This is a genomic window from Leifsonia sp. Root112D2 (genome assembly GCF_001424905.1).
Classification (GTDB): domain Bacteria; phylum Actinomycetota; class Actinomycetes; order Actinomycetales; family Microbacteriaceae; genus Root112D2.
Genome location: NZ_LMCU01000001.1, coordinates 2,754,999 through 2,779,529, shown reverse-complemented (window position 1 = coordinate 2,779,529; position 24,531 = coordinate 2,754,999). Strand labels below are relative to the sequence as shown.

Here is a 24,531-nt window from a genome sequence, read left to right as displayed (position 1 = left end):
CGTGGATCACAGAATCTCCGGGTCATCGAAACGTACTCTGAGTGTAGGCGCTGGCCGAAAGCCGCCCTTGCCGGCCGGGGCTTTGCGGCGGCTGGTCGCATTGCGAATCACGGCCGCGCGCAGCGTGGCGGCAACATCGGCGCCATGGCCGTATTCGAAACGCACGATGCTGCGCACGAGCCCAGCGTCGAGGGGCACCGGCCCAAGCGTGTCGAGCACCGTCTCGGCGTCAAGCTGGGCGATTGCGGCCTCGACGGCCTGGCTGGCTCCGGTGATGGATGCGACGCGCACCGCGGGGGGAAACCGCAGCTCCCGGCGGTCCGCCAGCTCGCGCGACGCGTAGCCATCCGTGCGCCACGTCGCCATGGCCTGGGCGAGCGGTCCCGCAACGCCGACGAGCATGGTGGTGGCGCCGGGCGCGGCCAGCGCGGCGGCATTCATCCACCAGCGCAGGCAGTCCTCGCCGATGCGCAGGGACTCGCGGGCCAGCATCCGTTCGCCGTCGAGCAGCAAGATCGCTTGATAGCCGCCCGCGGCAATCGGTTCGGCGCCACGGGTGGCGACCACGAGCGCGGGCTTCGCGTCGACTGAGCGAACCGGATGCTCGCCATCGGCAATCACGACGCGCACCCCGGGAAACGCGCGGCCGAGATCTTCGACCGTGCGGGCGCTGCCCGCGCCGACACGACGCAGCTTCGTGTGCTCGCAGTTGTCGCAGACCCAGTCGGTGGCGAGGGCGCCGCACCAGCCGCAGGAGGGCACCGAGCGCGCGGTGGACTGGCTCAGGGGCCCCTCGCAGCGGGTGCACCGGGCCGTCTGGTGGCAGTTGTCGCACGCGAGAGAAGGCGCATAGCCGGGGCGCGCCACCTGCACGAGCACGGGTCCGCGCTCGAGCGCGGCTCGCGCCTCGCGCCAGGCCGTCGACGGGATGCGGGCGGCCTGCGCCTGCGGGTCGGATGCGGCCTGCTGGGCGGTGGGCACGATCTTCGGCGCCGCGGTGCGTGCCGGCACCACCTCGTGCAGCCAGCCGAGTTCGACGAGGCGCTGCGTCTCAACGGTGCGGGAATGGCCGACGAGCCAGAGCGCACAACCCTGCTGTTCCTGCCGCACGAGCGCGGCGTCGCGCGCATGCACGTACGGGCTGAGCGGCTCGGCATGCAACGGATCTCCGTCGCTGAAGATGGCGAGAAGACCGAGCTTGTCGGCCGGCGCGTAGACCGCCGAGCGATTGCCGATGATGATGCGGGGGCCGTCGAGACAGCTCAGGAAGGCACGGTAGCGGTCGGGATTGGATTGACGGGCATCCAGGGCGGCAACCACGCCGTCGGGAGCGATGGTGGCAAGAGCCGCCGCCAGCTGTTCCTGGTCGCGGTAGTCGGGCACGACCAGAATGGCGCTGCGACCGCCGAGTACACACCGTGTGGCGGCCTCGGCAAGGGTGATGGCCCAGCGGCCCACCCAAGCGCCGTCGGGCAGTTCTGCCAGGTGCGGTATTGCCGAGACAGCGAGGCGCTCGTTGTTCTCGAGCGCGGCTTCGAGGCGGCCGTCGGGGTAGCCGGAAATTACGGGCGCTTCGGAAGGCCCTGCGACCGAAGTGTTCCGGGGCGCAGCCAGCCAGGCCTTTTCGACGCGCACCTGGCGTGAGGGCACGGCGAGCCGGATGACATCGGACGCTCCCCCGGCGCCACGGTCGGCCACCCGACGCGCGAGGTTCCACACCTCGTCGCTGAGCACGCGCGCCGGAGAGACGACGGCGTCGAGATCGCTCAGCTTTCCGGAGAAGTCACCATCGTGCACCAGCTCAACGAGGTAACCATCGGCTATCCGGCCCGCGGTTCGCAGCGGCACCTTCACTCGAACGCCGGGCAGGGCCGTCTCGCGAAGCGACTCGGGCACCCGGTAGTCGAACAGATGGTCGAGCTGGGGAAGGGCCGAGTCAAGAAGAACACGGGCCACCGCCTGCGCCGCCGCCATAGTTGAGGCCTCTCGGCTAGAGGCGGGCTGCGGAGCGCAGATCCTCGACGCGGTCGGTGCGCTCCCAGGTGAATTCCGGCAGCTCACGGCCGAAGTGACCATACGTTGCGGTCTTCGCGTAAATGGGGCGCAGCAGGTCGAGGTCGCGAATGATCGCGGAAGGCCGCAGGTCGAACACCTCACGGATGGCGGAGATGATGCGGTCTTCGGGCACCTTGGCGGTGCCGAACGTCTCCACGTACAGGCCGACGGGTGAGGCCTTGCCTATCGCGTAGGCCACCTGCACCTCGAGACGGTCGGCGAAGCCCGCGGCCACGGCATTCTTCGCCACCCAGCGCATGGCATATGCGGCGGAACGGTCGACCTTCGACGGGTCCTTGCCGCTGAAGGCGCCGCCACCGTGCCGGCTCGCTCCCCCATACGTGTCGACGATGATCTTGCGGCCGGTGAGGCCGGCGTCGCCCTGCGGGCCGCCGATCTCGAATCGCCCCGTCGGGTTAATGAGAGTGCGTACCCCCGCATGCTCGAGCTCGACCGCGTTCAGCACGGGCTCGATGACGAGCTCGGCGAGCTCGGCGCGCAGTTGCTCGGTGGAAACCTTGGGCGAGTGCTGAGTGGAGAGCACGACGGTCTCGATGGTGCGGGGCACTATGCCGTCGTAGCCGACGGTCACCTGGGTCTTGCCGTCAGGTCGCAGGTAGTCCACGACCTCGCTCTTGCGCACCTCGGCGAGGCGCTCGGCCATGCGGTGGGCGAGCCAGATCGGCACGGGCATGAGCTGCGGCGTCTCGGTGGTGGCATAGCCGAACATGATGCCCTGGTCGCCGGCGCCCTGGCGGTCGTCGTCGTCGACGCTGGAACCCTCGCGCGTCTCGTAGGCATCATTGACGCCCTGCGCGATGTCGGGCGACTGCCCGCCGATGGAGATCGAGACGCCGCAGGAACGGCCGTCGAACCAGACATCGGAGGAGGTATAGCCGATCGAGGTGATGAGTTCTCGAACGATGGCGGGGATCTCGACATATGCACTCGTGGCCACCTCACCCGCGACATGCACGAGGCCGGTGGTGACGAGTGTCTCCACCGCTACCCGGCTGTGCGGGTCGACCGTCAGAAGTGCGTCGAGGATGCTGTCCGAGACCTGGTCACAGATCTTGTCGGGATGCCCTTCGGTAACGGATTCGGAGGTGAAGAGGCGCAGTTCAGCCACTGTGTTCCTTTGTTCGGAGGTTCCCTCGTTCGCAGCTTCCCGTGTTCGAGAGTTGCCTGACGGCGTACGTTCGGCCCGCGATATTCAGCGCGAGGCGATGACATCGAGGATACGATCGGCCACCGACAACTTGTCCCCGGATGCCTTCATCACTATATCGCCGGAGGAATCCAACATGATGATCTCGTTGCTCTCACTGACGAAACCGGTCGACCAGCCCACCCTGTTGATGACAAGGTAGTCGCACCCCTTGCGGGCCAGCTTCTGCTGGCCAAGAGTGAGCAACGCATCCGTGTCAGGCTCCGTCTCCGCGGCAAAGCCCACAATGACGCGGCCGTGGCGTTCGGCGGCCGACAACTCGGCCAGAATGTCGGGGTTCTCCACCAGTTCGATATTCAATGGCGCATGCGTCTCGGTCTTCTTGATCTTCGCTTGCTGCACACTGGCCGGCCGATAGTCGGCCACCGCAGCGGCCATCACAATGATGTCGGCGGATGCCGCGGCATCCGTCACCGCGCGCTGCAGTTCGAGGGCGGTTGCCACCTCGACGAGTGTGGCCCCGGCGGGCGGGTGCACCTCGATGTGTGCGGCGATGAGGGTGACCGTGGCCCCACGGTTGAGCGCGGCCTGGGCGATGGCGACGCCCTGGCGACCGCTGGAGCGGTTGCCGAGAAAGCGCACGGGGTCGAGCGGCTCGCGGGTTCCGCCGGCCGTGACGACGACGTGCTTGCCAGAGAGGTCACCGGGCGCTTCGGCGGTGCGGGTGGGTCCTTCGGCACGCTCAGGGACCGCCGATTTCTCAAGAACTGACAGGGCGGCGGCGGTAATAGCCTCTGGCTCTTCCATGCGGCCGACGCCGGAATCCGTGCCCGTCAACTGACCGGATGCCGGCCCCACGATGGTGAAACGCCGTTCACGCAGTATGGCGATGTTGGCGACCGTTGCGGCGTTCTGCCACATCTCGGTGTGCATCGCCGGCGCAATCACTATCGGCGCCGTGCTGACCAGAACCGTGTTGGTGAGCAGGTCGTCGGCCAGGCCCAGCGCCAGTTTGGCGATGGTGTTCGCCGTGGCCGGGGCTATCACGATGAGATCGGCCGACTGGCCGATGGCGACATGGCGCACCTGCGCGACGCCCTCGTAGAGATCGGTGTTGATCGGGTTGCGGCTGATGGCCTCGAAGGTGGGTCTGCCAACGAAACGCAGCGCGGCTTCCGTGGCAATCACGTGCACGTCGTGCCCCTGCAGCACGAAACCGCGAATGACGCCGACGGCCTTGTACGCAGCGATGCCGCCGGTCACACCGACGACAATGGTCAATGGTGTGCTCACGGCGGCATCCCTCGCGTTGAATGACTTCAGACTACGGCAGAGCCTATTCGACGATCGGCTTGATGACGAGCTTGTCCTCGTTGATCTCGTGCATCGCGACGGAGAGCGGCTTGTCGTCGATGGTGGAGTCGACGAGCGGGCCGACGTTGTCGAAGAGGCTGCCTTCGTGCAGGTCGGCGTAGTAGTCGTTGATCTGGCGGGCGCGCTTGGACGCGAAAATCACGAGCGCGTACTTTGACTCCACCTTGGAGAGAAGATCGTCGATGGGCGGGTCGATGATGCCCTTGAGGTGTGTTGCCATGGCTGTTCTGCTCCTTGTAGAGGGGTCGTGTTCGTTCGAGGTTTCTGGCGTCGGGCGGCGACGCAAAACACTGCTACGGGCGCGAGGGCGCCGTGCGAATATCCATCAAGTCTACGACCTCGCGTGCCGCGTCGGCCACGCTGGCGTTCACGACGCGAAAATCGAACTCGTCCTGTGCGGCCAATTCCACCTTTGCAGTGGCCAGACGACGCTGCTGTTCGGCCGAATCTTCGGTGTCTCGGCCCACGAGCCTGCGCACCAATTCCTCCCAGCTGGGAGGAAGCAGAAAGATCAGCCGCGCCTCCGGCATGACCGAGCGAACGCTGCGCGCGCCCTGCAGGTCGATCTCGAGCAGAACGCTGCGGCCGGATGCGAGCGCGGCATCGATGGGCGCGCGCGGGGTGCCGTAGCGATACGCGTTGTGCACGGTAGCCGATTCGAGCAGTTCCCCGGCCGCCACCATCCTGTCGAATTCGGCGTCGTCGACGAAGTAGTAGTTGACGCCGTCGATCTCACCCGGTCGCGGTGCGCGCGTGGTCGCCGATACCGAGAGCAGCACCTCGGGGTAATGCTCACGAATGTAGGTGGAGACGGTGCCCTTGCCCACGGCGGTCGGGCCAGCGAGCACGACGAGTCGGGTGGGGTGCTGGCCGCGTGCGGCGGCACGGCTTTCAAGATATTCATGCAGCCTGACGCGCTGGTGCCGACCGAGACCGCCGAGTCGCTTGGCCGGTGAGATATCGAGGGCATCGAGCGCTCGGTGCATCTTCGTGGAGCCGATGGCCGGCACGCTCAGCAGAAAGTCCGTGACGCGCATGCGCCCCTCGACACCCTCGGGTTGCTCGGTCGCGGTCTGGAGCACGCTCAGTGCGCTGCGCCTTCCCGATGCGACCTCGGCCTTGACGGCGGCGCGGGCGCGTCGGGCGGCGATGGCCGCGCGTGAGGCTGCGGCGCGGTCGACCTGGGGCGGCGTCGGGCGCCCGCTGTGCTCAACCAAGGGTTGACCTCACCTCTGCGGCCCGTTTCCCTATGGCGTCGGCCAGGCCATCGGGGCCTGCGGAGAGCACCGCACGCGATTCGCTGACGATCAGGCCTGCGACCAGCGCACCGTAGATTCGTGCCGCGTCGGCCAGCTGTGCGCCCTGATGACCGAAGCCCGGTGCGAGAACGGGAAGGATGTTCGATGCTGCCGGCGTGCTCGTGTCGATACCGAACTCGGCAAGATCAAGAGTCGCCCCGAGCACAACGCCGACTGAGGCGAAGGATGCCGTCGGCTGGGTCTGATTGAACGCCGTCACGTCTTCGATGATCGCACGTGCCACCGTCATCGTGCGCGCCGCCGAATGCCGGGAGGAGGCCAGCACGGCCTGCTGAATGGCCGCGGCCTCGGGATTGGAGGTGGCCGCGAGCACGAAGAGGCCCTTGCCGTGTTCGGCCGCGAGGCGCAACGGCGCGTCGAGTGAACCGAGGCCCTGGAAGGCCGACACCGTCATGGCGTCGACTTCCAGTGGGGAGCCGGGCTGCAGCCAGGCCTGTCCATATGCCTCGACGCTGCTGCCGAGATCGCCGCGCTTGACGTCGGCGATGACCAGCAAACCGGCCTCCCGCGCGGCGCGGATGACTCGCTCGAGAGCGGCGTAACCGGCGGAACCGTGTCGCTCGAAGAAGGCGACCTGAGGCTTGACGATGCCGATTCGGCCGGCCGTGGCATCCACGACACGCAGGCCGAATTGCTCGACGCCCGACGCGGAATCGGGCAGGCCCCACTCGCTCAGCAGATACGCATGTGGGTCGACTCCCACGCACAGCGCGCCGCGTTCGAGGATGGCATCATTCAGACGGGCGCCGAACGATGCGCCCTGACTCATACGCGCTCCGCCCGGTCGATGGCGTACTCCTGAAGGGAACGCACCGAGAACCCCTCGCGGATGCTGTCGATCGACGCGACAGCCGCGCTGAGCTCCGCGATGGTCGTGAACAGCGGCTTGTCGCCGGCCACCGCCGCTGCCCGGATGTCGTACCCGTCAGCGCGTGCCGAGCGTCCGCTGGGCGTGTTGATCACGACATCCACCTCGTTGCGGTTGATGAGGTCGACGATGGTGTGCGCCTCGTGCGAGCTGCCCTCGTCGACGGCATCGCTGACCTTGCGAACCACCGAGGCCGGGATGCCGTTGCGGTTGAGCACCTCGGCGGTGCCCTCGGTGGCGAGAATCGTGAAGCCGAGCTGCTGCAGCCGCAGAACGGGCAGCACGATCGAGCGCTTGTCCCGGTCGCTGACCGACACGAAGACCGTGCCCTCCAGCGGCATTCCGCCGTATGCGGCCGCCTGGCTCTTCGCGAATGCCCGGGGGAAGTTCTTGTCGATGCCCATGACCTCGCCGGTGGAGCGCATCTCCGGGCCAAGCACGGAGTCGACGATCTTGCCGTCCTTGGTGCGGAACCGCTTGAACGGCAGCACGGCCTCCTTCACCGAGACCGGCGAATCCATCGGTACGACAGAGCCATCCTGCTCGGGCAGCAGACCCTCGGCCTTGAGCGCGGCGATCGACTCGCCCACCATGATGCGAGAGGCGGCCTTCGCCAGCGGGATGCCGAGCGCCTTGGAGACGAACGGAACCGTGCGCGAGGCTCGTGGATTGGCTTCCAGCACGTAGAGCACGCCGGCGCCTATCGCGAACTGCACGTTGAGCAGGCCGCGCACGCCAACGCCCTCGGCGATCTTGCCGGTGGCCTCGCGTACCTTGTCGATCTGGGCTCGGCCCAGGGTGACGGGAGGCAGCGTGCAACTCGAGTCACCCGAGTGAATGCCCGCCTCCTCGATGTGCTCCATCACGCCGCCGATGTAGAGCTCGTTGCCGTCGTAGAGTGCATCGACGTCGATCTCGATGGCGTCGTCGAGAAAACGGTCGACGAGCAGCGGATGCGACGGGCCGATGATGCCCTGCCCCTGCATCCTCTCGAAGTAGTCGGCCAGCGACGGGCTGTCGTAGACGATCTCCATGCCCCGACCCCCCAGCACATACGAGGGACGCACGAGTACCGGGTAACCGATGTCTTCAGCAACCGTGACGGCTCCCGCGTAGTCGATTGCCGTGCCGTTGCGCGGTGCTATCAGGCCTGCAGCGTCGAGAATCTCGGAGAAGAGCCCGCGCTCCTCCGCCAGGTCGATGGCCTCGGGGCTGGTTCCGAGAATCGTGACGCCCGCGGCCTTGAGGCCCTTCGCCAGGCCCAGCGCGGTCTGCCCGCCGAGCTGCACGACAACGCCCACGAGTTCGCCGCTCTGGCTCTCTGCGTGGATGATTTCGAGCACGTCCTCGAGCGTCAGCGGTTCGAAATAGAGCCTGTCGCTCGTGTCGTAGTCGGTGGAGACCGTCTCGGGGTTGCAGTTGATCATGATCGTCTCGTATCCCGCGTCATGCAGGGCGAATGAGGCGTGCACACAGGAGTAGTCGAACTCGACTCCCTGGCCGATGCGGTTCGGGCCCGAGCCCAGGATGACCACCTTGCGTTTGTCGCTTGGGGCCACCTCGGTCTCGAGATCGTAGCTCGAGTAGTGGTACGGCGTCAGGGCCGGGAACTCTCCGGCGCAGGTGTCGACGGTCTTGTAGACCGGGCGCACACCGAGGATGTGCCGAATCTCGCGCACATCGTGCTCGCCGAAGCCGCGCAGCTGGCCGATCTGCGCATCCGAGAAACCGTGGTCCTTGGCGTGGCGCAGGGTGTCGGTGTCGAGGGTCTCTGCCGCCGTGATCTGCTCGGCTATCTCGTTGATGAGCACGATCTGGTCGATGAACCACGGGTCGATCTTCGTGGCCTCGAAGACCTGCTCGATCGAGGCGCCCTTGCGCAGCGCCTGCTGCACCGTGACGATGCGACCGTCGGTCGGGGTCTTGATGATCTCCAGCAGCTCGAACACGCTGCGTTCCTCGGCGCCCCAGTGGAACGAGGAGCCGCGCTTCTCGAGCGAGCGCAGCGCCTTCTGCAGCGCGCTGGCGTAGTTGCGGCCGATGGCCATCGCCTCGCCGACAGACTTCATGGTTGTCGTGAGGGTCGCATCCGCCGCAGGGAACTTCTCGAACGCGAAGCGAGGCACCTTGACCACGACGTAGTCGAGGGTCGGCTCGAAGGATGCCGGGGTCACCTTGGTGATGTCGTTCGGAATCTCGTCGAGGCGGTAGCCGATGGCCAGCTTGGCGGCGATCTTGGCGATAGGAAAGCCCGTGGCTTTCGAGGCCAGGGCCGAGGAGCGGGAGACGCGTGGGTTCATCTCGATGACGATGATGCGCCCGTTCGCCGGGTCGATGGCGAACTGGATGTTGCAGCCGCCCGTGTCGACGCCGACGGCGCGGATGATGTCGATGCCGATGTCGCGCAGCTTCTGGTATTCGCGGTCGGTGAGCGTGAGGGCGGGCGCGACCGTGATCGAGTCCCCCGTGTGCACGCCGACGGGGTCGACGTTCTCGATGGAGCAGACCACAACCGTGTTGTCGGCCGAGTCACGCATGAGCTCCAGCTCATACTCCTTCCAGCCCAGGATCGACTCCTCGAGCAGCACCTCGGTGGTGGGGCTCTGGTGCAGTCCGTCCCCCACCATGCGGATGAGTTCCTCGGGAGTGTACGCAAAGCCCGAGCCGAGACCGCCCATGGTGAACGAGGGGCGGATCACGAGGGGGTAGCCGAGGTCCTCGGCGAAGGCGAGGGCCTCGTCGACGGTGTGCGCGATGTGCGAGCGCGCGACCTCCGCGCCGCACTCGATCACGAGTTCCTTGAAAATCTGGCGGTCTTCGCCCTTGTTGATAGCCTCGAAGTTCGCGCCGATGAGTTCGACGTCGTACTTCTCGAGAATGCCGTGCTCGTGAAGCTGGATGGCCGCGTTCAGCGCGGTCTGGCCGCCCAGGGTCGGCAGGATCGCATCCGGCTTCTCCTTGGCGATGATCGTTTCGATGACCTCCCACGTGATGGGCTCAACGTAGGTGGCATCGGCGAAGTCGGGATCGGTCATAATCGTGGCCGGGTTCGAGTTGACGAGAATGACGCGCACGCCCTCCTCCCGAAGCACGCGGCAGGCCTGGGTGCCGGAATAGTCGAATTCACAGGCCTGCCCGATGACGATGGGGCCGGAACCGATGACGAGAACGGAGTTGATGTCGTCACGCTTGGGCATTACTTGGAGTCCTTTGCGGTGTTCTGGCTCGATGTACCTGCAAGGACCATGTCCCTGAACCGGTCGAAGAGGTAATTGGCGTCGTGCGGACCGGCGGCTGCCTCGGGGTGATACTGCACGCTGAAGGCATTGAGGTCGAGGCAGTTCAAGCCCTCAACCACGTTGTCGTTGAGGCTGAAGTGGCTCACCTCGACGCGTCCGAGTCCGGCCGGCGAGTCGATGATTCCCTCGAGGGGCGCGTCGACCGCGAATCCGTGATTCTGCGAGGTGATCTCCACGCGCCCGGTCTTCTTGTCGAGCACGGGCTGGTTGATGCCACGGTGCCCGAACGGCAGTTTGTACGTGCCGAAGCCGAGCGCGCGACCCAGCAGCTGGTTGCCGAAGCAAATGCCGAAGTACGGCAACTTCGCCTTCAGTGTCTCGCGCAGCAGCTCGACATGCGCGTCGGATGCCGCCGGGTCTCCCGGACCGTTGGAGTAGAACAGGGCATCGACGTCGAGAGCCAGTACATCGGATGCCGTCACAGACTGGGGCAGCACGTGTACGTCGAAGCCGCGGGCGGCCAGATAGTCGAGGGTGGACTTCTTGACACCGAGATCGAGCACGGCCACCGACCCGATGCGCTCGCTCGTGGCCTCAAGAGTGAACGGTTCGGGTGTGGAGACCTCGGCGGAAAGATTCCGGCCGGCCATCGAAGCGGCGTCGCGCACCAGCGAGAGCTGCTCGCCGTCGGAGAGGGAGAAGTCTTCGCCCGAGAAAACGCCGGCACGCATCGCCCCTGCCGAGCGGATGTGACGGGTCACCGCACGCGTATCGATGCCGCTGATGCCCACAACGGCCCCGGCCACCAGGTCATCGTCGAGGCTTCGGGTGGCCCGAAAGTTCGAGACTATGCGCGAGGGCTCGCGCACGACGAAACCGGCGACCCAGATGCGGCGAGACTCCATGTCCTCGTCGTTGGTGCCGGTGTTGCCGATGTGCGGCGCCGTCATCAGAACGATCTGCCCCGCGTATGACGGATCGGTCAGGGTCTCCTGATAGCCGGTCATGCCTGTCGCGAACACTGCCTCGCCGAGTGTGCGCCCACGTGCGCCGTATGCACGCCCGACGTATCGGTTGCCGTCCTCAAGAACGAGTACCGCCGGCTCGTATTTCGCCATGCTCTCTGCCACTATTTCGTGCTCCCTGTTCCTGTCGTTCCGGACGTTGTCGATGGTGTTGCTGCGGGGCAAATCGTGCGCATCGCGGCCATCAGGCGCATGCGATCGTCGGCATCGACGACGCGCACATAGCTGTCGATGGCCACACCCTCCCCGCCGCGCCAGGCCACGAGAACGAGGCCGTCTTTCTCCACAACGCGGTCGATGGTCCAGGTGGCCTGCGCGATCTGCAGCAGCTCAGATGCCGCGATGAAGACCTCGTCTGCGCCGACGACGGTCAGCGAGACGCCACCGTCGAAGACCACCAGTCGTGCCTTTCCGCGAAAGCCGAGCCCGGTGACGGCGAGGCGCTGAAGCGGCTCGCCGTGAGCCGTTGTGGCCACATACAGCACGTTGGCCGAGGCGAGCTCGGTGCCACGGGCATCCGCAGCCACGGGCCGGGGCGCGTGGGCCGCGTCGCGCCTGGTCCGTCGTCGCCAGCTGAGCACCATGAGCACAATCACGAGCACGAAGATCGCGGCTATCACGATGGTGGGAAGAGCCTTATCCATGAACGGCCTCCAGCCGGCTCGCAGCGTGAGCCGCGGTTTCTGCGACGTCGGCAAGAACGCCGTTCGCGACGGTTGGGTAACCATCGCGGAAGGTGAAGAGCACGCGGCCGGGCAGCTGCGCACCCAGATACGGTGAATTGACGCCCTTGCCGGCGAGGTCTTCGACCGCGAAGCTGCGTGTGGCGGCGGGGTCGTACAGCGTGAAATCGGCGGCACCGCCGGCTGCCAGCTCTGCGCCGTGACCGCCAAGGCCCCCGATGGCCGCCGGTGTCGTCGAGAGCACGCGCGCCACATCCGCCCAGTCGAGCATGTCAGTGGCGACAACGGATGCGTGCACAACCGAGAGCGCGGACTCCAAGCCGACCATGCCGAACGCCGCCGCATCCCACTCGCAGTCCTTCGCCTCGATGGGGTGCGGCGCGTGGTCGGTCGCGACGATGTCGATGGTGCCGTCGGCGAGACCCGCACGAAGGGCCTCGACGTCTTCGCTACGGCGCAGCGGCGGATTCACCTTGTACCGGGCGTCGTAGCTCCTGGCGAGCTGTTCCGTGAGCAGCAGGTGGTGCGGGGTGACCTCGGCGGTCACGGCGATGCCGCGGGCTTTCGCCCAGCGGATCACGTCGACCGAACCGGCGGTGGAGACATGGCAGACGTGCAGGCGTGAGCCGACGTGCTCGGCGAGCAACACATCACGCGCGATGATCGACTCCTCGGCCACGGCAGGCCAGCCGGCAAGGCCGAGTTCGCCCGAGAGTGCGCCCTCGTTCATCTGCGCATCCTCGGTGAGGCGTGGTTCCTGCGCGTGCTGGGCTATGACGCCGTTGAAGGCCTTGACGTATTCGAGCGCACGACGCATGAGCAGCGGGTCGGAGACACATTTGCCGTCGTCGGAGAAGACGCGAACGGCCGCACGAGAGGCGGCCATCGCGCCGAGTTCGGCGAGCCTCTCCCCCGCAAGACCCACCGTGACGGCACCGATCGGGCGCACCGTGGCATAACCGGCACGCTCGCCGAGCGAGAGCACCTGCTCGACCACCCCGGCCGTGTCTGCGACGGGTGAGGTGTTAGCCATGGCGAAGACGGCGGTGAAGCCCCCGGCTGCGGCTGCTCGCGTGCCGGTGAGCACGGTTTCACTCTGCTCGAAGCCCGGCTCGCGCAGATGCGTGTGCAGGTCGACAAGGCCGGGAAGGGCGATGAGGCCGTCGGCGTCGACCACGCTCGCGCCGGCCTTCGAGAGGCCGGAGCCCGTCTCGGTGATGCGGCCGTTTTCGACGAGCAGATCGGTGCGTGTTCCATCGGCCAGCGTGGCGCCAGCTATCAGGAAATTCGAGCCAGACATTCAGGAATCCTCTCGATCACCGGACAGCAAGAGGTACAGGGCGGCCATGCGCACGGACACCCCATTGGCTACTTGCTCACGCACCGTCGACTGCGCGGAGTCGGCTGCCGCTGCAGAGATTTCCAGGCCACGATTCATCGGGCCGGGGTGCATCACCATGCTACTCGCGCGGAGACGGGCGAGCCTGTCGTCGTCGAGCCCCCAGCGCCTGGAGTACTCCCGGCTGTTGGGAAAGAATGAGGCGTGCATGCGCTCGGCCTGAATGCGCAGCATCATCACGACATCGGGCTTCTGTGTATCAATGACGGCATCGAGGTCATAACTGACGGTGGCCGGCCAGGCGTGCGTGTCAACGGGCAGCAGCGTGGGAGGAGCCACGAGGGTGACGGTGGCACCGAGCGTGTGCAGCAGCCAGACGTTCGAGCGCGCGACGCGCGAGTGCAGGATGTCGCCCACGATACTCACCGTGACACCGTCGAGTGCCTTGCCGCGTGAGGCGGCGCCGTGCAACCGACGCCGAATCGTGAAGGCGTCGAGCAGAGCCTGGGTGGGATGCTGGTGGGTGCCGTCGCCCGCATTGACGATTCCCGCGTCGATCCAGCCGCTCGTGGCGAGGGTCTGCGGTGCACCGGATGCGTGATGCCGAATGACGACGGCATCCGCCCCCATCGCCGCGAGCGTCTGTGCCGTGTCTTTCAGGCTCTCGCCTTTGGAGACGCTGGAGCCCTTGGCGCTGAAGTTGATCACGTCGGCGGAGAGCCGCTTGGCGGCGGCCTCGAAGGAGATGCGGGTGCGGGTGGAATCCTCGAAGAAGAGGTTGACCACGGTCTTGCCCCGCAGAGCCGGCAGCTTCTTGACCTCGCGGTCGGCGACGGCGGCCATGTCCTCGGCGACATCGAGAATGTGGATCGCGTCGTCGCGCGCGAGATCGGTGGTGGAGAGCAGGTGCCTCATCGCTCGTCCTCTCCTTCATCGGACGTGGCGGACTCGATCGTCACGAACTCATCGCCGTCGAATTCCGTGAGGTGCACATTGATGCGCTCATGTGTCGCACTTGGCAGGTTCTTGCCCACGAAGTCGGCGCGGATCGGCAGCTCGCGATGCCCGCGGTCAACGAGCACGGCCAGCCGCACGGCCCGCGGCCGCCCGAGGTCGTTCAGGGCATCGAGCGCCGCGCGAATGGTACGCCCCGAGAACAGCACGTCGTCGACGAGAACGACGGTCTTGCCGTCGATTGCCGTCGGCACCTGCGTGGGCTGCGGGGTGCGGGTGCGGTTGTGCGACAGATCGTCGCGGTACATCGTCACGTCGAGCGAGCCGCTGAGCGCATCCGCGCTGATGCTCGGATCGATGCGCTCAAGATTCTCGGCGATGCGCCGCGCGAGAAAGACGCCCCGGGTGGGAATTCCCAGAAGAACGAGGCCGGCAGATCCCCGATTGGACTCCAGGATCTCGTGGGAGATGCGAGTCAACGCGCGGGTGATGTCAGCCTGCTGCAGTACAGTGCGTACCGTCAAACCGACCTCCTTCCCCGTCTCACAGGACGGCTCTTAAAGGATGTCTATCTGTGCCCAGCATACCGCGCCGGCGGTGGAGCTCAGTTCGCGGCAAAAAAAGTGTTGAAGGCGGGCGCGTCGTCGACATGTCCGTCGAACATGTGCCCGTTGACGAGCACGGTCGGGGTTCCCTCGATCTTGTTGTTCGGCGTGCCCTTCACCGGGCCGGCCAGGGCCTTCTCGTTCACGCTCTGAGCCCAGCTGCGGTACGTTCCGGCGTTCACGCACGACGTGATGTCGGGCGCGTTCGCCTTGCTCGCCAGTGAAATCAGCTCGCTGTCGTCGAGCCCTTTCGAATTCTCCTGCGGCTGGTTCGCATAGAGTTCCTGCAGGTACGCCAGGATGGACCGCGGCTCCTGTGCCGCAACGCAGGTGAGGGCGGCCGCGGCGCGAGTGGAGTACTCAGTGCCCTGCGATCCGCGATCGAGGAACGTCATGGGGTGCAGTCGCAGCGTGACGTCACCGGCATTCACCGCGTCCGCGATCTTCTGCCCGTTGGTCTGCTCGAAAACGTTGCACACGGGGCACATCGCGTCGAAGTACATGTCGACCGCTTTTGCGCCGGTGCCCGCAACAAGGTAGCCGTCGTCGAGGTGGGCGGCACCCACGGTCCCGGTGGCAACCGGAGCGGGCGACTTCGGGTTCGACGCGGAGTCGCCCTGTGGCGCGCAGGCCGCAAGAGAGCTGACGACGACGCCCGCGAGCAGTATGGCGGCCAGGCGCGCGCCGATTCTCATTTCGAAGGCCTGGTCTGTGCGATCTTGGCCAGCAGCCCGTTCACGAAGCCGGCCGAGTCATCCGTCGACAGGGTCGTCGCCGACTCGACGGCCTCCGAGATGGCCACCCCCTCGGGCACCTCGTCGTTGAACAGAGTCTCCCAGACGCCGATGCGCAGAATCGCGCGGTCGACGGCGGGCATGCGGGACAGCGCCCAGCCCTGGGCATATGTTTCGATCAGTTCGTCGATCTCGTCGCCGTGATCCATCACGCCGTCGATGATCTCGCGGGCGTACAGCCAGGAGCCTTCGCGCTGCGGCTCACCGGCGGCGCGCTCCGCCTCCTGGGCGAGCGCATCGCGAATGGAAATCTGGCGAACGTCTGCGGCATACAGAATGTCGATGGCCCTCTTGCGGGCCTTGCTGCGGGCACTCATGTGTGCGGGAGATCTCCGTGCTAGTCGTTGACGCGGCTGAGGTAGTCGCCCGTGCGGGTGTCGACCTTGACCTTGGTGCCGGTCTCGAGGAACAGCGGAACCTGAATCTGGTGGCCGGTCTCCACCGTGGCCGGCTTGGTACCCCCCGTGGAACGGTCGCCCTGCAGACCGGGCTCCGTGTAGGTGATCTCAAGAACGACGGATGCCGGCAGCTCGACGTAGAGCGGCTCACCGTCGTGCAGGGCCACCGTCACGGCCTGGTTCTCGAGCATGAAGTTGGCTGCGTCGCCGACCACAACGGAGGAAACCGTGAGCTGGTCGTAGTCGCTCGTGTCCATGAACACGTAGCTTTCGCCGTCCTGGTAGAGGTAGCTGAAGTCGCGACGATCCACGTTCGCGGTCTCGATCTTCGCTCCGGCGTTGAAGGTGCGGTCGACGGTCTTGCCGCTCGTCACGTTCTTGAGCTTGGTGCGCACGAATGCGCCACCCTTGCCGGGCTTGACGTGTTGGAACTCGATCACGGTCCAGAGCTGGCCGTCCATGTTGAGAACGACGCCGTTGCGGATATCAGCGGTAGATGCCATTGCTTCAGTCTAACGAAAGCTTGGCGCCGCTCAGTACAGTCGCTACGAGCCGATCTCCTGGTACGCGGCGAACATGAGCGATGGCTCGGGCGCCTGCAGAATGGTGGGGCGGGCGATGTCGTCGAGAACGATGAAGCGCAGCATGCCACCGCGCGTCTTCTTGTCGCGCTGCATGATCGACAGCAGCGTCTGCCAGCGGCCCACGGGATAGCTGACCGGCAGCGACAGCGATTCAAGGATGCTGCGGTGCCGCTCGACCACGGCATCCGACAGCCGCCCGTTGAGCCTGGCCAGCTCGGCCGCGTAGACCATGCCGATGGAGACAGCAGCACCGTGACGCCACTGGTAGCGCTCGGTGTGTTCGATGGCGTGGCCAAGGGTGTGGCCGTAGTTGAGAATCTCGCGCAGGCCCTGCTCGGTGAAGTCCTCGCCGACCACCCGGGCCTTGATACCTATCGAGAGCTCGACCATGCGCCGGAACTGGGGCGACTCGGGGTTCGTCGCCGCGTCGAGATCGGCCTCGATGGTCTGCAGGATCTCCGGCTCGGCAATGAAGCCGCACTTCACCACCTCGGCGAAGCCGGCGAGAATCTCGTTGCGCGGCAGCGCGCTCAGGGTGTCCAGATCGGCGATGACGGCATGGGGGGCGTAGAAGGATCCCACGAGGTTCTTGCCCTCGTTGGTGTTGATGCCGGTCTTGCCGCCCACCGAGGCATCCACCATGCCGAGCAGGGTCGTCGGAACCTGGATGAGGCGCACGCCGCGCAGCCAGGTGGCAGCGACGAAGCCGGCCACATCGGTGGTTGCGCCGCCGCCGAAACCGATCACGGCATCCGTGCGGGTGAAGTCGGCCTGGCCCATGACCTGCCAGCAGAATGCGGCGACCTCGACGCGCTTGCCGGCCTCGGCATCAGGAATCTCCGCCAGGAGCACCTCCACGGAACCTGAGAGCCCTTCCCGCAACTCGGCGGCGGCCACCGCGAGAGTGGGCGGGTGCACCACGAGCACCTTGCGCACACCGTCGGGCAGCGACTCGGCGATGGAGTTGCGCAGGCCGTTGCCTATCAGAACCGGGTAGGGATTCTGCCCGGCAACGGTGATGGTCGTGATACTCACGAGTTCTCCTTAACCCAGCGGGCGATGTCGTCGGCGATGTCGTCGAGTGGACGCGTCGAGGTGTCGATGGTGAAGTCGGCGAGCGAAGTGTAGAGCGGCGTGCGCTTGTCGACCAGGCTCTGCCATACCTCCATGCTCGTCACGAGCGGACGCTTGCCGTTGCCGATGCGCGCCTTGACGGCCTCGGCCGTCACCGTCAGCAGAATGACGGATGCCCCGGCCAGGTCACGCTGTGTATCTGCGTCGAGAACGGCGCCGCCGCCCAGCGAGACGACCGCGTCGCGGGTGAGTGCCTCGGCGACGGTGGCGCGTTCGATGGCACGAAAGTGCGGCTCCCCGTGGCGCTGGAAGATCTCGACGATCGGGCCGTGTTCGGCGACGATCAGCCGGTCGGTATCGATGAGTTCGAGTCCGAGGCGCGGCGCAAGCCTTTTGCCGAGGCGCGTCTTGCCCGCTGCGGGCGCCCCGATGAGTACGACGCTCACGCGATATCAGGTCCTTCGGCCGGGTGCGGCGTCATGGTACTTCCGGTCTTCAGCCCCGGCGGGATGGACGCCACGTAGCTCGTGAGGTTGCGCAGCGTCTCGGCAACTGAGTCGCCGCCGAACTTCTCGAGCACCGAGTTGGCGAGCACGAGCGCAACCATCGCCTCGGCGACGACGCCGGCGGCGGGTACGGCGCAGACATCCGAACGCTGGTGGTGTGCGACGGCCGCCTCCGTGGTCGCGACATCGACCGTGCGCAGCGCGTGCGGGATGGTGGCGATGGGCTTCATGCCGGCACGTACCCGCAGCACCATGCCCGTTGACATTCCGCCCTCGGTGCCACCGGCCCTGTCGCTGGAGCGTGTGATCTCACCGTCGGTGGCGAAAAGTTCGTCGTGGGCCTCGGATCCGCGCCGTCTCGTCGTGAGAAAACCGTCGCCCACCTCGACGCCCTTGATGGCCTGGATGCCCATGAGCGCCGCCGCGAGCTGTGAGTCGAGGCGGCGGTCCCAGTGCACATGCGAGCCGAGCCCCGGCGGCAGGCCGTAAGCGAGCACCTCGACGACTCCGCCGAGGGTGTCGCCGTCTTTACGAGCGGCATCGACCTCGGCCACCATGGCGGCGGATGTCCCGGGGTCGAAACACCGCAGCGGATCCTCATCGAGCGCCTGGACATCATCCGGTTCGGGAAGCGGGCGCCCCTCGGGCACGCGTACGGGGCCGATGGAGAGCGTGTGGCTGACGAGCTCGATACCGAGTTCCGCGAGGAACGCCCGGGCGACGGCGCCGAGAGCGACGCGGGCGGCCGTCTCGCGCGCGCTTGCGCGTTCGAGCACGGGGCGGGCCTCGTCGAATCCGTATTTCTGCATGCCGACCAGATCGGCGTGACCGGGCCGCGGCCGGGTCAGCGCGGCACCGCGCGCACCCGTGAGTTTCTCCGGCTCCACCGGCTCCGCGCTCATGACGTCGCGCCACTTGGGCCATTCGGTATTGCCGATACGCAGTGCCACCGGGCTGCCGAGGCTGAGGCCGTGGCGCACACCACCGGAGAGGTTCAGTTCGTCCTGCTCAAACTTCATGCGGGCGCCTCGCCCGTACCCGAGCTTGCGACGCTCCAGGTCGGCACGGATGCCGTCGAGCGAGACGGGCACGCCAGCGGGCAGGCCCTCGAGGATTGCGATGAGTTCCGGGCCGTGAGACTCTCCGGCGGTCAGCCAACGAAGCATGCTTCGATTCTGGCATAGCCCGGGAGAACGTCAGACCTGGGGACTCTCCAGCCCTACGGCTTCGAGCATGGCCGCGAGAACGCTCGGCTCATCCGGGAGCGGCTCGAGCGGGTCGCCCGACACGAAGACGCGCACCTGCAATAGTGCCTGGTGCACGAGCATCGACAGACCGGACAGCACGCGCCCGCCCACCTCATCCCAGGCCCGGGCGAGATCGCTCGGCCACGGGTCGTACGCCACATCGAAGAGCAGCGCACTGCGCCGGGTCGATGCGGTGAACAGCGTTCCCGTCTCGCTCCCCCCGGGCAGCGTGCTCACGACGAGTTCGGGAATGACCAGGGAACGATCCGCGATGCCGAGGGGGCGCATCGCGATGCGCATCCCCAGCGTGTGGGCCAGCGGTTCCAGCCACGCGGAACGCTCGAGCGAGCGCACCGAGAGAAGCACGCGCTCGGCGCCGAGTTCAGCGGCCGCAACCATCGCCGATGCCGCGGTCGCTCCCCCGCCCAGAATGTGCACATAGTTCGCCCCGGTGAAGCCGACAGCGGCAAGCGCGCGCACGATGCCCGCGACATCCGTGTTGAAGCCGCGCTGCACGCGCCGCCCGCCAGCAGCCCCGTCGGGATCGGCATCCTCGAACAGCAGGGTGTTGGCCGTTCCCGCCATGGTGGCGACGCGGTCGGTCGAGTCGAGAAGCGGCATCACGACCTGCTTGAGCGGCATCGTCAGCGACAGACCCCGCCATTCGGCACCGCATTGCTCGATGAAGGCGGTGAGGTTCTCGCTTCTCACCTCCGCACTCTCGTACAACCACGGCAGCGAGAGCGCCTCGTAGGCGGCGCGGTGCAGCGCGGGCGACTGCGAGTGACCGATCGGCGAGCCGAGCACGGCCAGACGGCGTTCTTTATTGGCAGAGGGCATTGTTCTCCGGGGACGCCTTGCACCAGTCGTCGAGCTGCTGCACGGCGGCCTCGTGATCGGCGAATGTTGTCGAGAAGACCGTCTTTCCGGTCTGAAGGTTGACGGCAACGAAGTACAGCCACGAACCGGGCGTGGGGCTCAGGGCGGCCTTGATCGCCACGTCGCCCGGGTTGCTGATGGGGCCGACGGGCAGACCTGTATGCGCGTAGGTGTTGTAGAGGTTGGATGCGTCCGCGCGCTGGGCCGGGGTCGTTTGCACCTTGCCGGTGCTCCCCGCCCCATAGGAGACGGTGGCATCCGACTGCAGGGGCATCCCCTGAGCAATGCGATTCAGGAAGACCCGGGCGATCTTGCCGAAGTCCGAGGCCTCGGGGCCTGCCTCCTTCTGCACTATCGACGCGAGAACCACCGTCTTCCAGCGGGCCGCTGCGGGCACTCCGGCATCGTCGAGCGCCTGCAGGCTGCGGTCGACGAGCGTCTTGATCACCTCGCTTGCCGTGACACCGGGAGTGAAGGTGTATGTCGCGGGAAACAGGAAGCCCTCGAGCGTCTTGGCCTCGGGCGGCACACCGTACGCCGACACGTTCTTGGCCGCCGCTGTCAGGTCGGCCAGCGGCAGTTTCGTCGCGGCGGCGAGAATGCTGAGAACATCCTTCTCGGCCGTTCCCTCGGGAATGGCAGCGGTCAACTGAACCTTGTTCTTCGGATCCTCGAGCGCGGCCAATGCCGAAGCCGCGCTCATCTTTTTCGCAAGCTTGTATGAGCCGGGCTGGAATACCGGAGAGGGTTTCGTGGACAGCAACAGCTTGTAGAACGCCTCGTAGGTCTTCGTGACCCCAGCCTTGTTCAGGGTGGTGGCGACATCCGAGCCGATATCGCCGCTCTTGATGGTGACCACCACCTGACCGCTGCCGTTCCCGGTGTAGTCGTTTGGCTCGGCGGCAGCCACCAGCTTCGCGATCTGTGGCTGGAATATCGAATAGGCCGTGGCACCGAGTCCGCCCAGAATGGCCACGATGATCAGCGTCACCCACAGCCCCTTGAGACTGCGGCGCCGCTTCGGGGGCTTCTGGCGTGAGGGATACTGCTGCTGGCGCCAGGCCAGCGTCGGGCTCTCGCCCGTGCCGCCCGTTTCTCCCGTGCCACCCGTCTCGCCCAGACGCGCGAACGGATGTTCTTCGTTGCTCGGCGTAGCCGGTTCGGTCGCTCGCGCGGCGGCACCCGCTCGTTCGGCTTCGCGTGCCTCGCGGCGGGAACGGGGCTGCCCTGACGTGTCGTCGGGGGGAGTCTGCGTCACGGTGCGGTTCCAATGTTCGGGGTCACAAGCGTTCCCGGGGGCTTTTGCGACGTTCTCTCGACGTCGAGGGCATGTTGCAAGATTATGGTGGCTGCCACCTGATCAACCACTGGACGGCTCTGTTTCGTGCGTTTGCCAGAGGAGCGCAGGGCAGCATGTGCCGACACGGTGGACAGTCTCTCATCAACGAGTCGAACGGGTAGCTGCGTGTGCGAGGCCAGCGTGTCGGCGAAGGCCAGCGCGTCATCCGTCGACGCCGTCTGCCGGCCCGAGAGGGCGAGCGGAAGCCCGACAATGATCTCCAGAGCCTCGACATCGCTGGCGATCTGCAGCAGACGCCGCACGTCGGTGCCATCGGATGCGCGTGCCACCGTCTCGACAGGGCTGGCCAGCATGCCGTGCAGGTCGCTGCGACTCACGCCGATGCGAACCGTTCCGACATCGACGCCGAGGCGAATACCTGGCCGCACGAGCTCGCGCGCTATCCGGCGATCGCGCCGGTAATGGCCGACAGGGCCTGCGGGATGGCTGCGGCGTCCGAGCCGCCTCCCTGGGCCAGGTCGTCCTTGCCGCCTCCGCCTCCGCCGAGCACACCGGAGGCGAGTTTCACCAGCTGGCCTGCCTTCGAACCGGCATCACGAGCCGCCTGGCTGGTTGCCACGATGATCACGGGGCGCTCCCCCACAATGGCGGCCAGCGCCACCACGCTCGGGCCACCGCCCAGGCGTTCTCGCACCGTCGTCACGAGTAAGCGCACATCATCGGTGGACGCGACGGTACCGAGATTCTCCGCCACAACCGTGAATGCGCCGGATGTCGTGGCCTGCGCCACAAGCGCCGGCACCCGATCAAGCACGGCGCGCGCCTCGAAGGCGGCGATCTTCTTCTCGGCGGCCTTGAGGTTGGCCGCGAGTTCGGCCACGCGCTCGGGCAGCAGCTCGCGCGGCGCCTTCAGGCTGCTCGTGAGTTGGGAGACGAGGGCTCGCTCCGCGGCGAACTCGCGGAACGCCTCGATGCCCACGAGCGACTCGACGCGGCGGTTCGTGGAGCCCACCGAGGATTCACTGACGAGGTTGATGATGCCGACCTCGGCGCTCGTGGCAACGTGGGTACCCGCACAGAGCTCACGCGACCAGGGTCCTCCGATGTCGACCATGCGCACCGTGTCGCCGTACTTCTCGCCGAAGAGCGCCATGGCGCCCATGGCCTTGGCCTCGGCGATCGGCATCTCCCGAGTGACGACCTCGAGATTGCTGCGGATGGCGTTGTTGGAGATCTCCTCGATCTCGCTGCGCGTCGCCGGCGACAGCGCCTGGTTCCACGAGAAATCGAGGCGAAGGTAACCGGCCTTGTTGTATGAGCCCGACTGATGTGCGTTGGGACCGAGCACCTGGCGCAGCGCCGCGTGGATCAGGTGGGTTCCCGAGTGTGCCTGGCGAGCACCCCTGCGGTAGTCCGCGTCGACGAGGCTGGTGGCGGGTGCGCCAACGGAAACCTCGCCGTTCGTGACCTGAACCTTGTGGCTGATGAGCCCCTTGATGGGTTTCTGCACGTCGAGCACCTCAAGCTCGTAGCCGGGGCCCACAATGGTGCCGGCATCGGCATCCTGCCCACCGGATTCGGCATACAGCGCCGTCTCGGCCAGGATCACCTCGGCGATGTCGCCGGTCGCCGCCGAACGAACGGACTGGCCGCCCACGATGAGGCCGAGCACGCTCGACTCCGTCGTGAGTTCGGTATAGCCCGTGAACACGGTCTCGCCAAGCGAGCGGAACGCGCTGTAGACGGAGAGGTCGGCCAGAGCAGTCTTCTTGGCCTTGGCGTCTGCCTTGGCTCTCGCCCGCTGGTCGGCCATGAGCGCGTCGAATGCTCCCCGATCGACGCTCAGTCCCGCCTCTTCGGCCATTTCCAGCGTCAGGTCGATGGGAAAGCCGTAGGTGTCGTGCAGCAGGAAGGCCGTGTCGCCGGCCAGCTGGGCCGCCCCGGACTTCTTCGTCTTCTCCACCGCGGTGTCCAGAATGCCCGTGCCGCTGGTGAGCGTGCGCAGGAACGTCTCCTCCTCGGCATACGCGAGGGCGGAGATGCGGTCGAAGTCGGTCGCGACATCCGGGTAGGCGGCCTTCATGGCGTCTCTCGAGGCCGTGAACAGCTCGGGAAAAGTGACGCCCTCCACGCCGAGCAGGCGCATGCTGCGCACCGAACGACGAAGCAGCCGGCGAAGAATGTAGCCGCGCCCTTCATTGGACGGGGTGACGCCGTCGGTCATGAGCATGAGGGCGCTGCGCACGTGATCGGCGACGACTCGCAGGCGCACGTCGTCATCGTGGTCGGCGCCGTAGCTCTTGGCCGCGAGAATCGCGGCCCGGTCGAGCACGGGGCGCACCTGATCGATCTCGTACATGTTCTCGACGCCCTGCTTGAGGAAGGCGACGCGTTCCAGGCCCATGCCCGTGTCGATGTTCTTGGTGGGCAACTCCCCGAGAATCTCGAAGTCATGCTTTCCGATCGACTCGCCACGCAGCCACTGCATGAACACGAGATTCCAGATCTCGACGTAGCGATCGTCGTCGGTGGCGGGGCCGCCGTCCTGCCCGTAGGCGGGGCCGCGATCAAAGAAGATCTCGGAGTCGGGACCGGCCGGACCCGGGGTGCCCATCGACCAGTAGTTGGATTCCTTGCCGAGGCCCTGGATGCGTTCGTCCGGCAGGCCGCTCGTGCGCTTCCAGATCTCCCGGGCCTCTGTGTCGTCTTCGTAGACGGTCACCCAGAGATCATGAGGGTCGAAGCCGAGGCCGCCGTCGTCTTCCGAGGTCGTCAGGAACTGCCAGGCGTAGGTGATCGCCTGTTCCTTGAAGTAATCGCCGAAGGAGAAATTGCCGCACATCTGAAAGAACGTGCCGTGCCGTGGGGTCTTGCCGACCTCCTCGATATCGAGGGTGCGGATGCACTTCTGCACGCTGGTGGCGCGGGGATACGGAGCAGGCACAAGCCCGGTGAGATACGGCACGAACGGCACCATGCCTGCCACGGTGAACAACAGGGACGGATCGTCACTGACCAGGGAGGCGGAGGGAACGACGGTGTGGCCGCGGTCGGCGAAGAACGTGAGCCAGCGCCTGTGGATTTCGGCAGTCTGCATGGGATCCGATGGGTCGAGGGTGA

General features: G+C 66.5%; 22 protein-coding genes. All 22 read right to left on the bottom strand.

Annotation, left to right across the window (positions count from 1 at the left end; all coding sequences use genetic code 11):
• Positions 1-6 precede the first annotated feature (6 nt).
• The 22 genes from ASC63_RS12990 to alaS all read right to left on the bottom strand — a co-directional run bounded on the left by ASC63_RS12990 (position 7) and on the right by alaS (position 24,508).
• Positions 7-1,974, bottom strand: a complete 1,968-nt coding sequence (locus tag ASC63_RS12990; RefSeq protein ID WP_055814073.1) for a hypothetical protein — start codon at positions 1,972-1,974, stop codon at positions 7-9.
• 16 nt (positions 1,975-1,990) lie between these two features.
• On the bottom strand, positions 1,991-3,184 hold the full coding sequence (gene metK, locus ASC63_RS12985) for a methionine adenosyltransferase (RefSeq protein ID WP_055814070.1): 1,194 nt from the start codon (positions 3,182-3,184) through the stop codon (positions 1,991-1,993).
• Positions 3,185-3,268: 84 nt separating this feature from the next.
• Positions 3,269-4,504 carry a bifunctional phosphopantothenoylcysteine decarboxylase/phosphopantothenate--cysteine ligase CoaBC gene (coaBC, locus tag ASC63_RS12980; RefSeq protein ID WP_055815530.1) on the bottom strand — a complete coding sequence of 412 codons (1,236 nt, stop codon included), beginning with the start codon at positions 4,502-4,504 and terminating at the stop codon, positions 3,269-3,271.
• A 55-nt stretch (positions 4,505-4,559) separates the two neighbouring features.
• Complete coding sequence (gene rpoZ, locus ASC63_RS12975) at positions 4,560-4,817, bottom strand: DNA-directed RNA polymerase subunit omega (RefSeq protein ID WP_055814067.1); 258 nt, start codon at positions 4,815-4,817, stop codon at positions 4,560-4,562.
• 73 nt (positions 4,818-4,890) lie between these two features.
• Positions 4,891-5,814 carry a guanylate kinase gene (gene gmk / locus ASC63_RS12970; RefSeq protein ID WP_055814064.1) on the bottom strand — a complete coding sequence of 308 codons (924 nt, stop codon included), beginning with the start codon at positions 5,812-5,814 and terminating at the stop codon, positions 4,891-4,893.
• Complete coding sequence (gene pyrF / locus ASC63_RS12965; protein WP_055814061.1) at positions 5,807-6,685, bottom strand: orotidine-5'-phosphate decarboxylase; 879 nt, start codon at positions 6,683-6,685, stop codon at positions 5,807-5,809. Before pyrF ends, gmk begins: the two co-directional genes overlap by 8 nt.
• Positions 6,682-9,981, bottom strand: coding sequence for a carbamoyl-phosphate synthase large subunit (gene carB, locus ASC63_RS12960; RefSeq protein WP_055814058.1), 3,300 nt, complete (start codon positions 9,979-9,981; stop codon positions 6,682-6,684). The genes pyrF and carB overlap by 4 nt, the downstream gene beginning before the upstream one ends.
• Complete coding sequence (gene carA, locus ASC63_RS12955) at positions 9,981-11,141, bottom strand: glutamine-hydrolyzing carbamoyl-phosphate synthase small subunit (RefSeq protein WP_055815529.1); 1,161 nt, start codon at positions 11,139-11,141, stop codon at positions 9,981-9,983. Before carA ends, carB begins: the two co-directional genes overlap by 1 nt.
• 11 nt (positions 11,142-11,152) lie before the next feature.
• Entirely contained in the window at positions 11,153-11,692 is a 540-nt protein-coding gene (locus ASC63_RS12950; protein ID WP_055814055.1) for a PH-like domain-containing protein, read from the bottom strand.
• The gene (locus ASC63_RS12945; RefSeq protein WP_055814052.1) at positions 11,685-13,031 is read right to left on the bottom strand and encodes a dihydroorotase; all 1,347 of its coding nucleotides are present in this window, start codon (positions 13,029-13,031) and stop codon (positions 11,685-11,687) included. The genes ASC63_RS12950 and ASC63_RS12945 overlap by 8 nt, the downstream gene beginning before the upstream one ends.
• The gene (locus tag ASC63_RS12940; RefSeq protein ID WP_055814049.1) at positions 13,032-13,985 is read right to left on the bottom strand and encodes an aspartate carbamoyltransferase catalytic subunit; all 954 of its coding nucleotides are present in this window, start codon (positions 13,983-13,985) and stop codon (positions 13,032-13,034) included.
• Complete coding sequence (pyrR, locus tag ASC63_RS12935; RefSeq protein WP_055814046.1) at positions 13,982-14,548, bottom strand: bifunctional pyr operon transcriptional regulator/uracil phosphoribosyltransferase PyrR; 567 nt, start codon at positions 14,546-14,548, stop codon at positions 13,982-13,984. Before pyrR ends, ASC63_RS12940 begins: the two co-directional genes overlap by 4 nt.
• Positions 14,549-14,628: 80 nt before the next feature.
• The gene (locus ASC63_RS12930; RefSeq protein WP_055814043.1) at positions 14,629-15,324 is read right to left on the bottom strand and encodes a DsbA family protein; all 696 of its coding nucleotides are present in this window, start codon (positions 15,322-15,324) and stop codon (positions 14,629-14,631) included.
• Complete coding sequence (gene nusB, locus ASC63_RS12925; protein ID WP_055814040.1) at positions 15,321-15,740, bottom strand: transcription antitermination factor NusB; 420 nt, start codon at positions 15,738-15,740, stop codon at positions 15,321-15,323. The genes ASC63_RS12930 and nusB overlap by 4 nt, the downstream gene beginning before the upstream one ends.
• A gap of 20 nt (positions 15,741-15,760) precedes the next feature.
• Complete coding sequence (efp, locus tag ASC63_RS12920) at positions 15,761-16,324, bottom strand: elongation factor P (RefSeq protein WP_055814037.1); 564 nt, start codon at positions 16,322-16,324, stop codon at positions 15,761-15,763.
• Positions 16,325-16,366: 42 nt separating this feature from the next.
• Positions 16,367-17,440 carry a 3-dehydroquinate synthase gene (gene aroB, locus ASC63_RS12915; RefSeq protein ID WP_055814034.1) on the bottom strand — a complete coding sequence of 358 codons (1,074 nt, stop codon included), beginning with the start codon at positions 17,438-17,440 and terminating at the stop codon, positions 16,367-16,369.
• Positions 17,437-17,925, bottom strand: coding sequence for a shikimate kinase (locus ASC63_RS12910; protein WP_055814030.1), 489 nt, complete (start codon positions 17,923-17,925; stop codon positions 17,437-17,439). The genes aroB and ASC63_RS12910 overlap by 4 nt, the downstream gene beginning before the upstream one ends.
• Positions 17,922-19,151, bottom strand: a complete 1,230-nt coding sequence (aroC, locus tag ASC63_RS12905) for a chorismate synthase (protein ID WP_055814027.1) — start codon at positions 19,149-19,151, stop codon at positions 17,922-17,924. Before aroC ends, ASC63_RS12910 begins: the two co-directional genes overlap by 4 nt.
• 30 nt (positions 19,152-19,181) lie before the next feature.
• Positions 19,182-20,072, bottom strand: coding sequence for a shikimate dehydrogenase family protein (locus tag ASC63_RS12900; protein WP_055814024.1), 891 nt, complete (start codon positions 20,070-20,072; stop codon positions 19,182-19,184).
• The gene (gene mltG, locus ASC63_RS12895; RefSeq protein WP_157487674.1) at positions 20,056-21,369 is read right to left on the bottom strand and encodes an endolytic transglycosylase MltG; all 1,314 of its coding nucleotides are present in this window, start codon (positions 21,367-21,369) and stop codon (positions 20,056-20,058) included. Before mltG ends, ASC63_RS12900 begins: the two co-directional genes overlap by 17 nt.
• Positions 21,366-21,839 (bottom strand): Holliday junction resolvase RuvX, encoded by a 474-nt coding sequence (gene ruvX, locus ASC63_RS12890; protein ID WP_082487599.1) that lies wholly within the window; start codon positions 21,837-21,839, stop codon positions 21,366-21,368. Before ruvX ends, mltG begins: the two co-directional genes overlap by 4 nt.
• An 11-nt stretch (positions 21,840-21,850) precedes the next feature.
• Positions 21,851-24,508 (bottom strand): alanine--tRNA ligase, encoded by a 2,658-nt coding sequence (gene alaS / locus ASC63_RS12885; RefSeq protein ID WP_055814021.1) that lies wholly within the window; start codon positions 24,506-24,508, stop codon positions 21,851-21,853.
• Positions 24,509-24,531 lie beyond the last annotated feature (23 nt).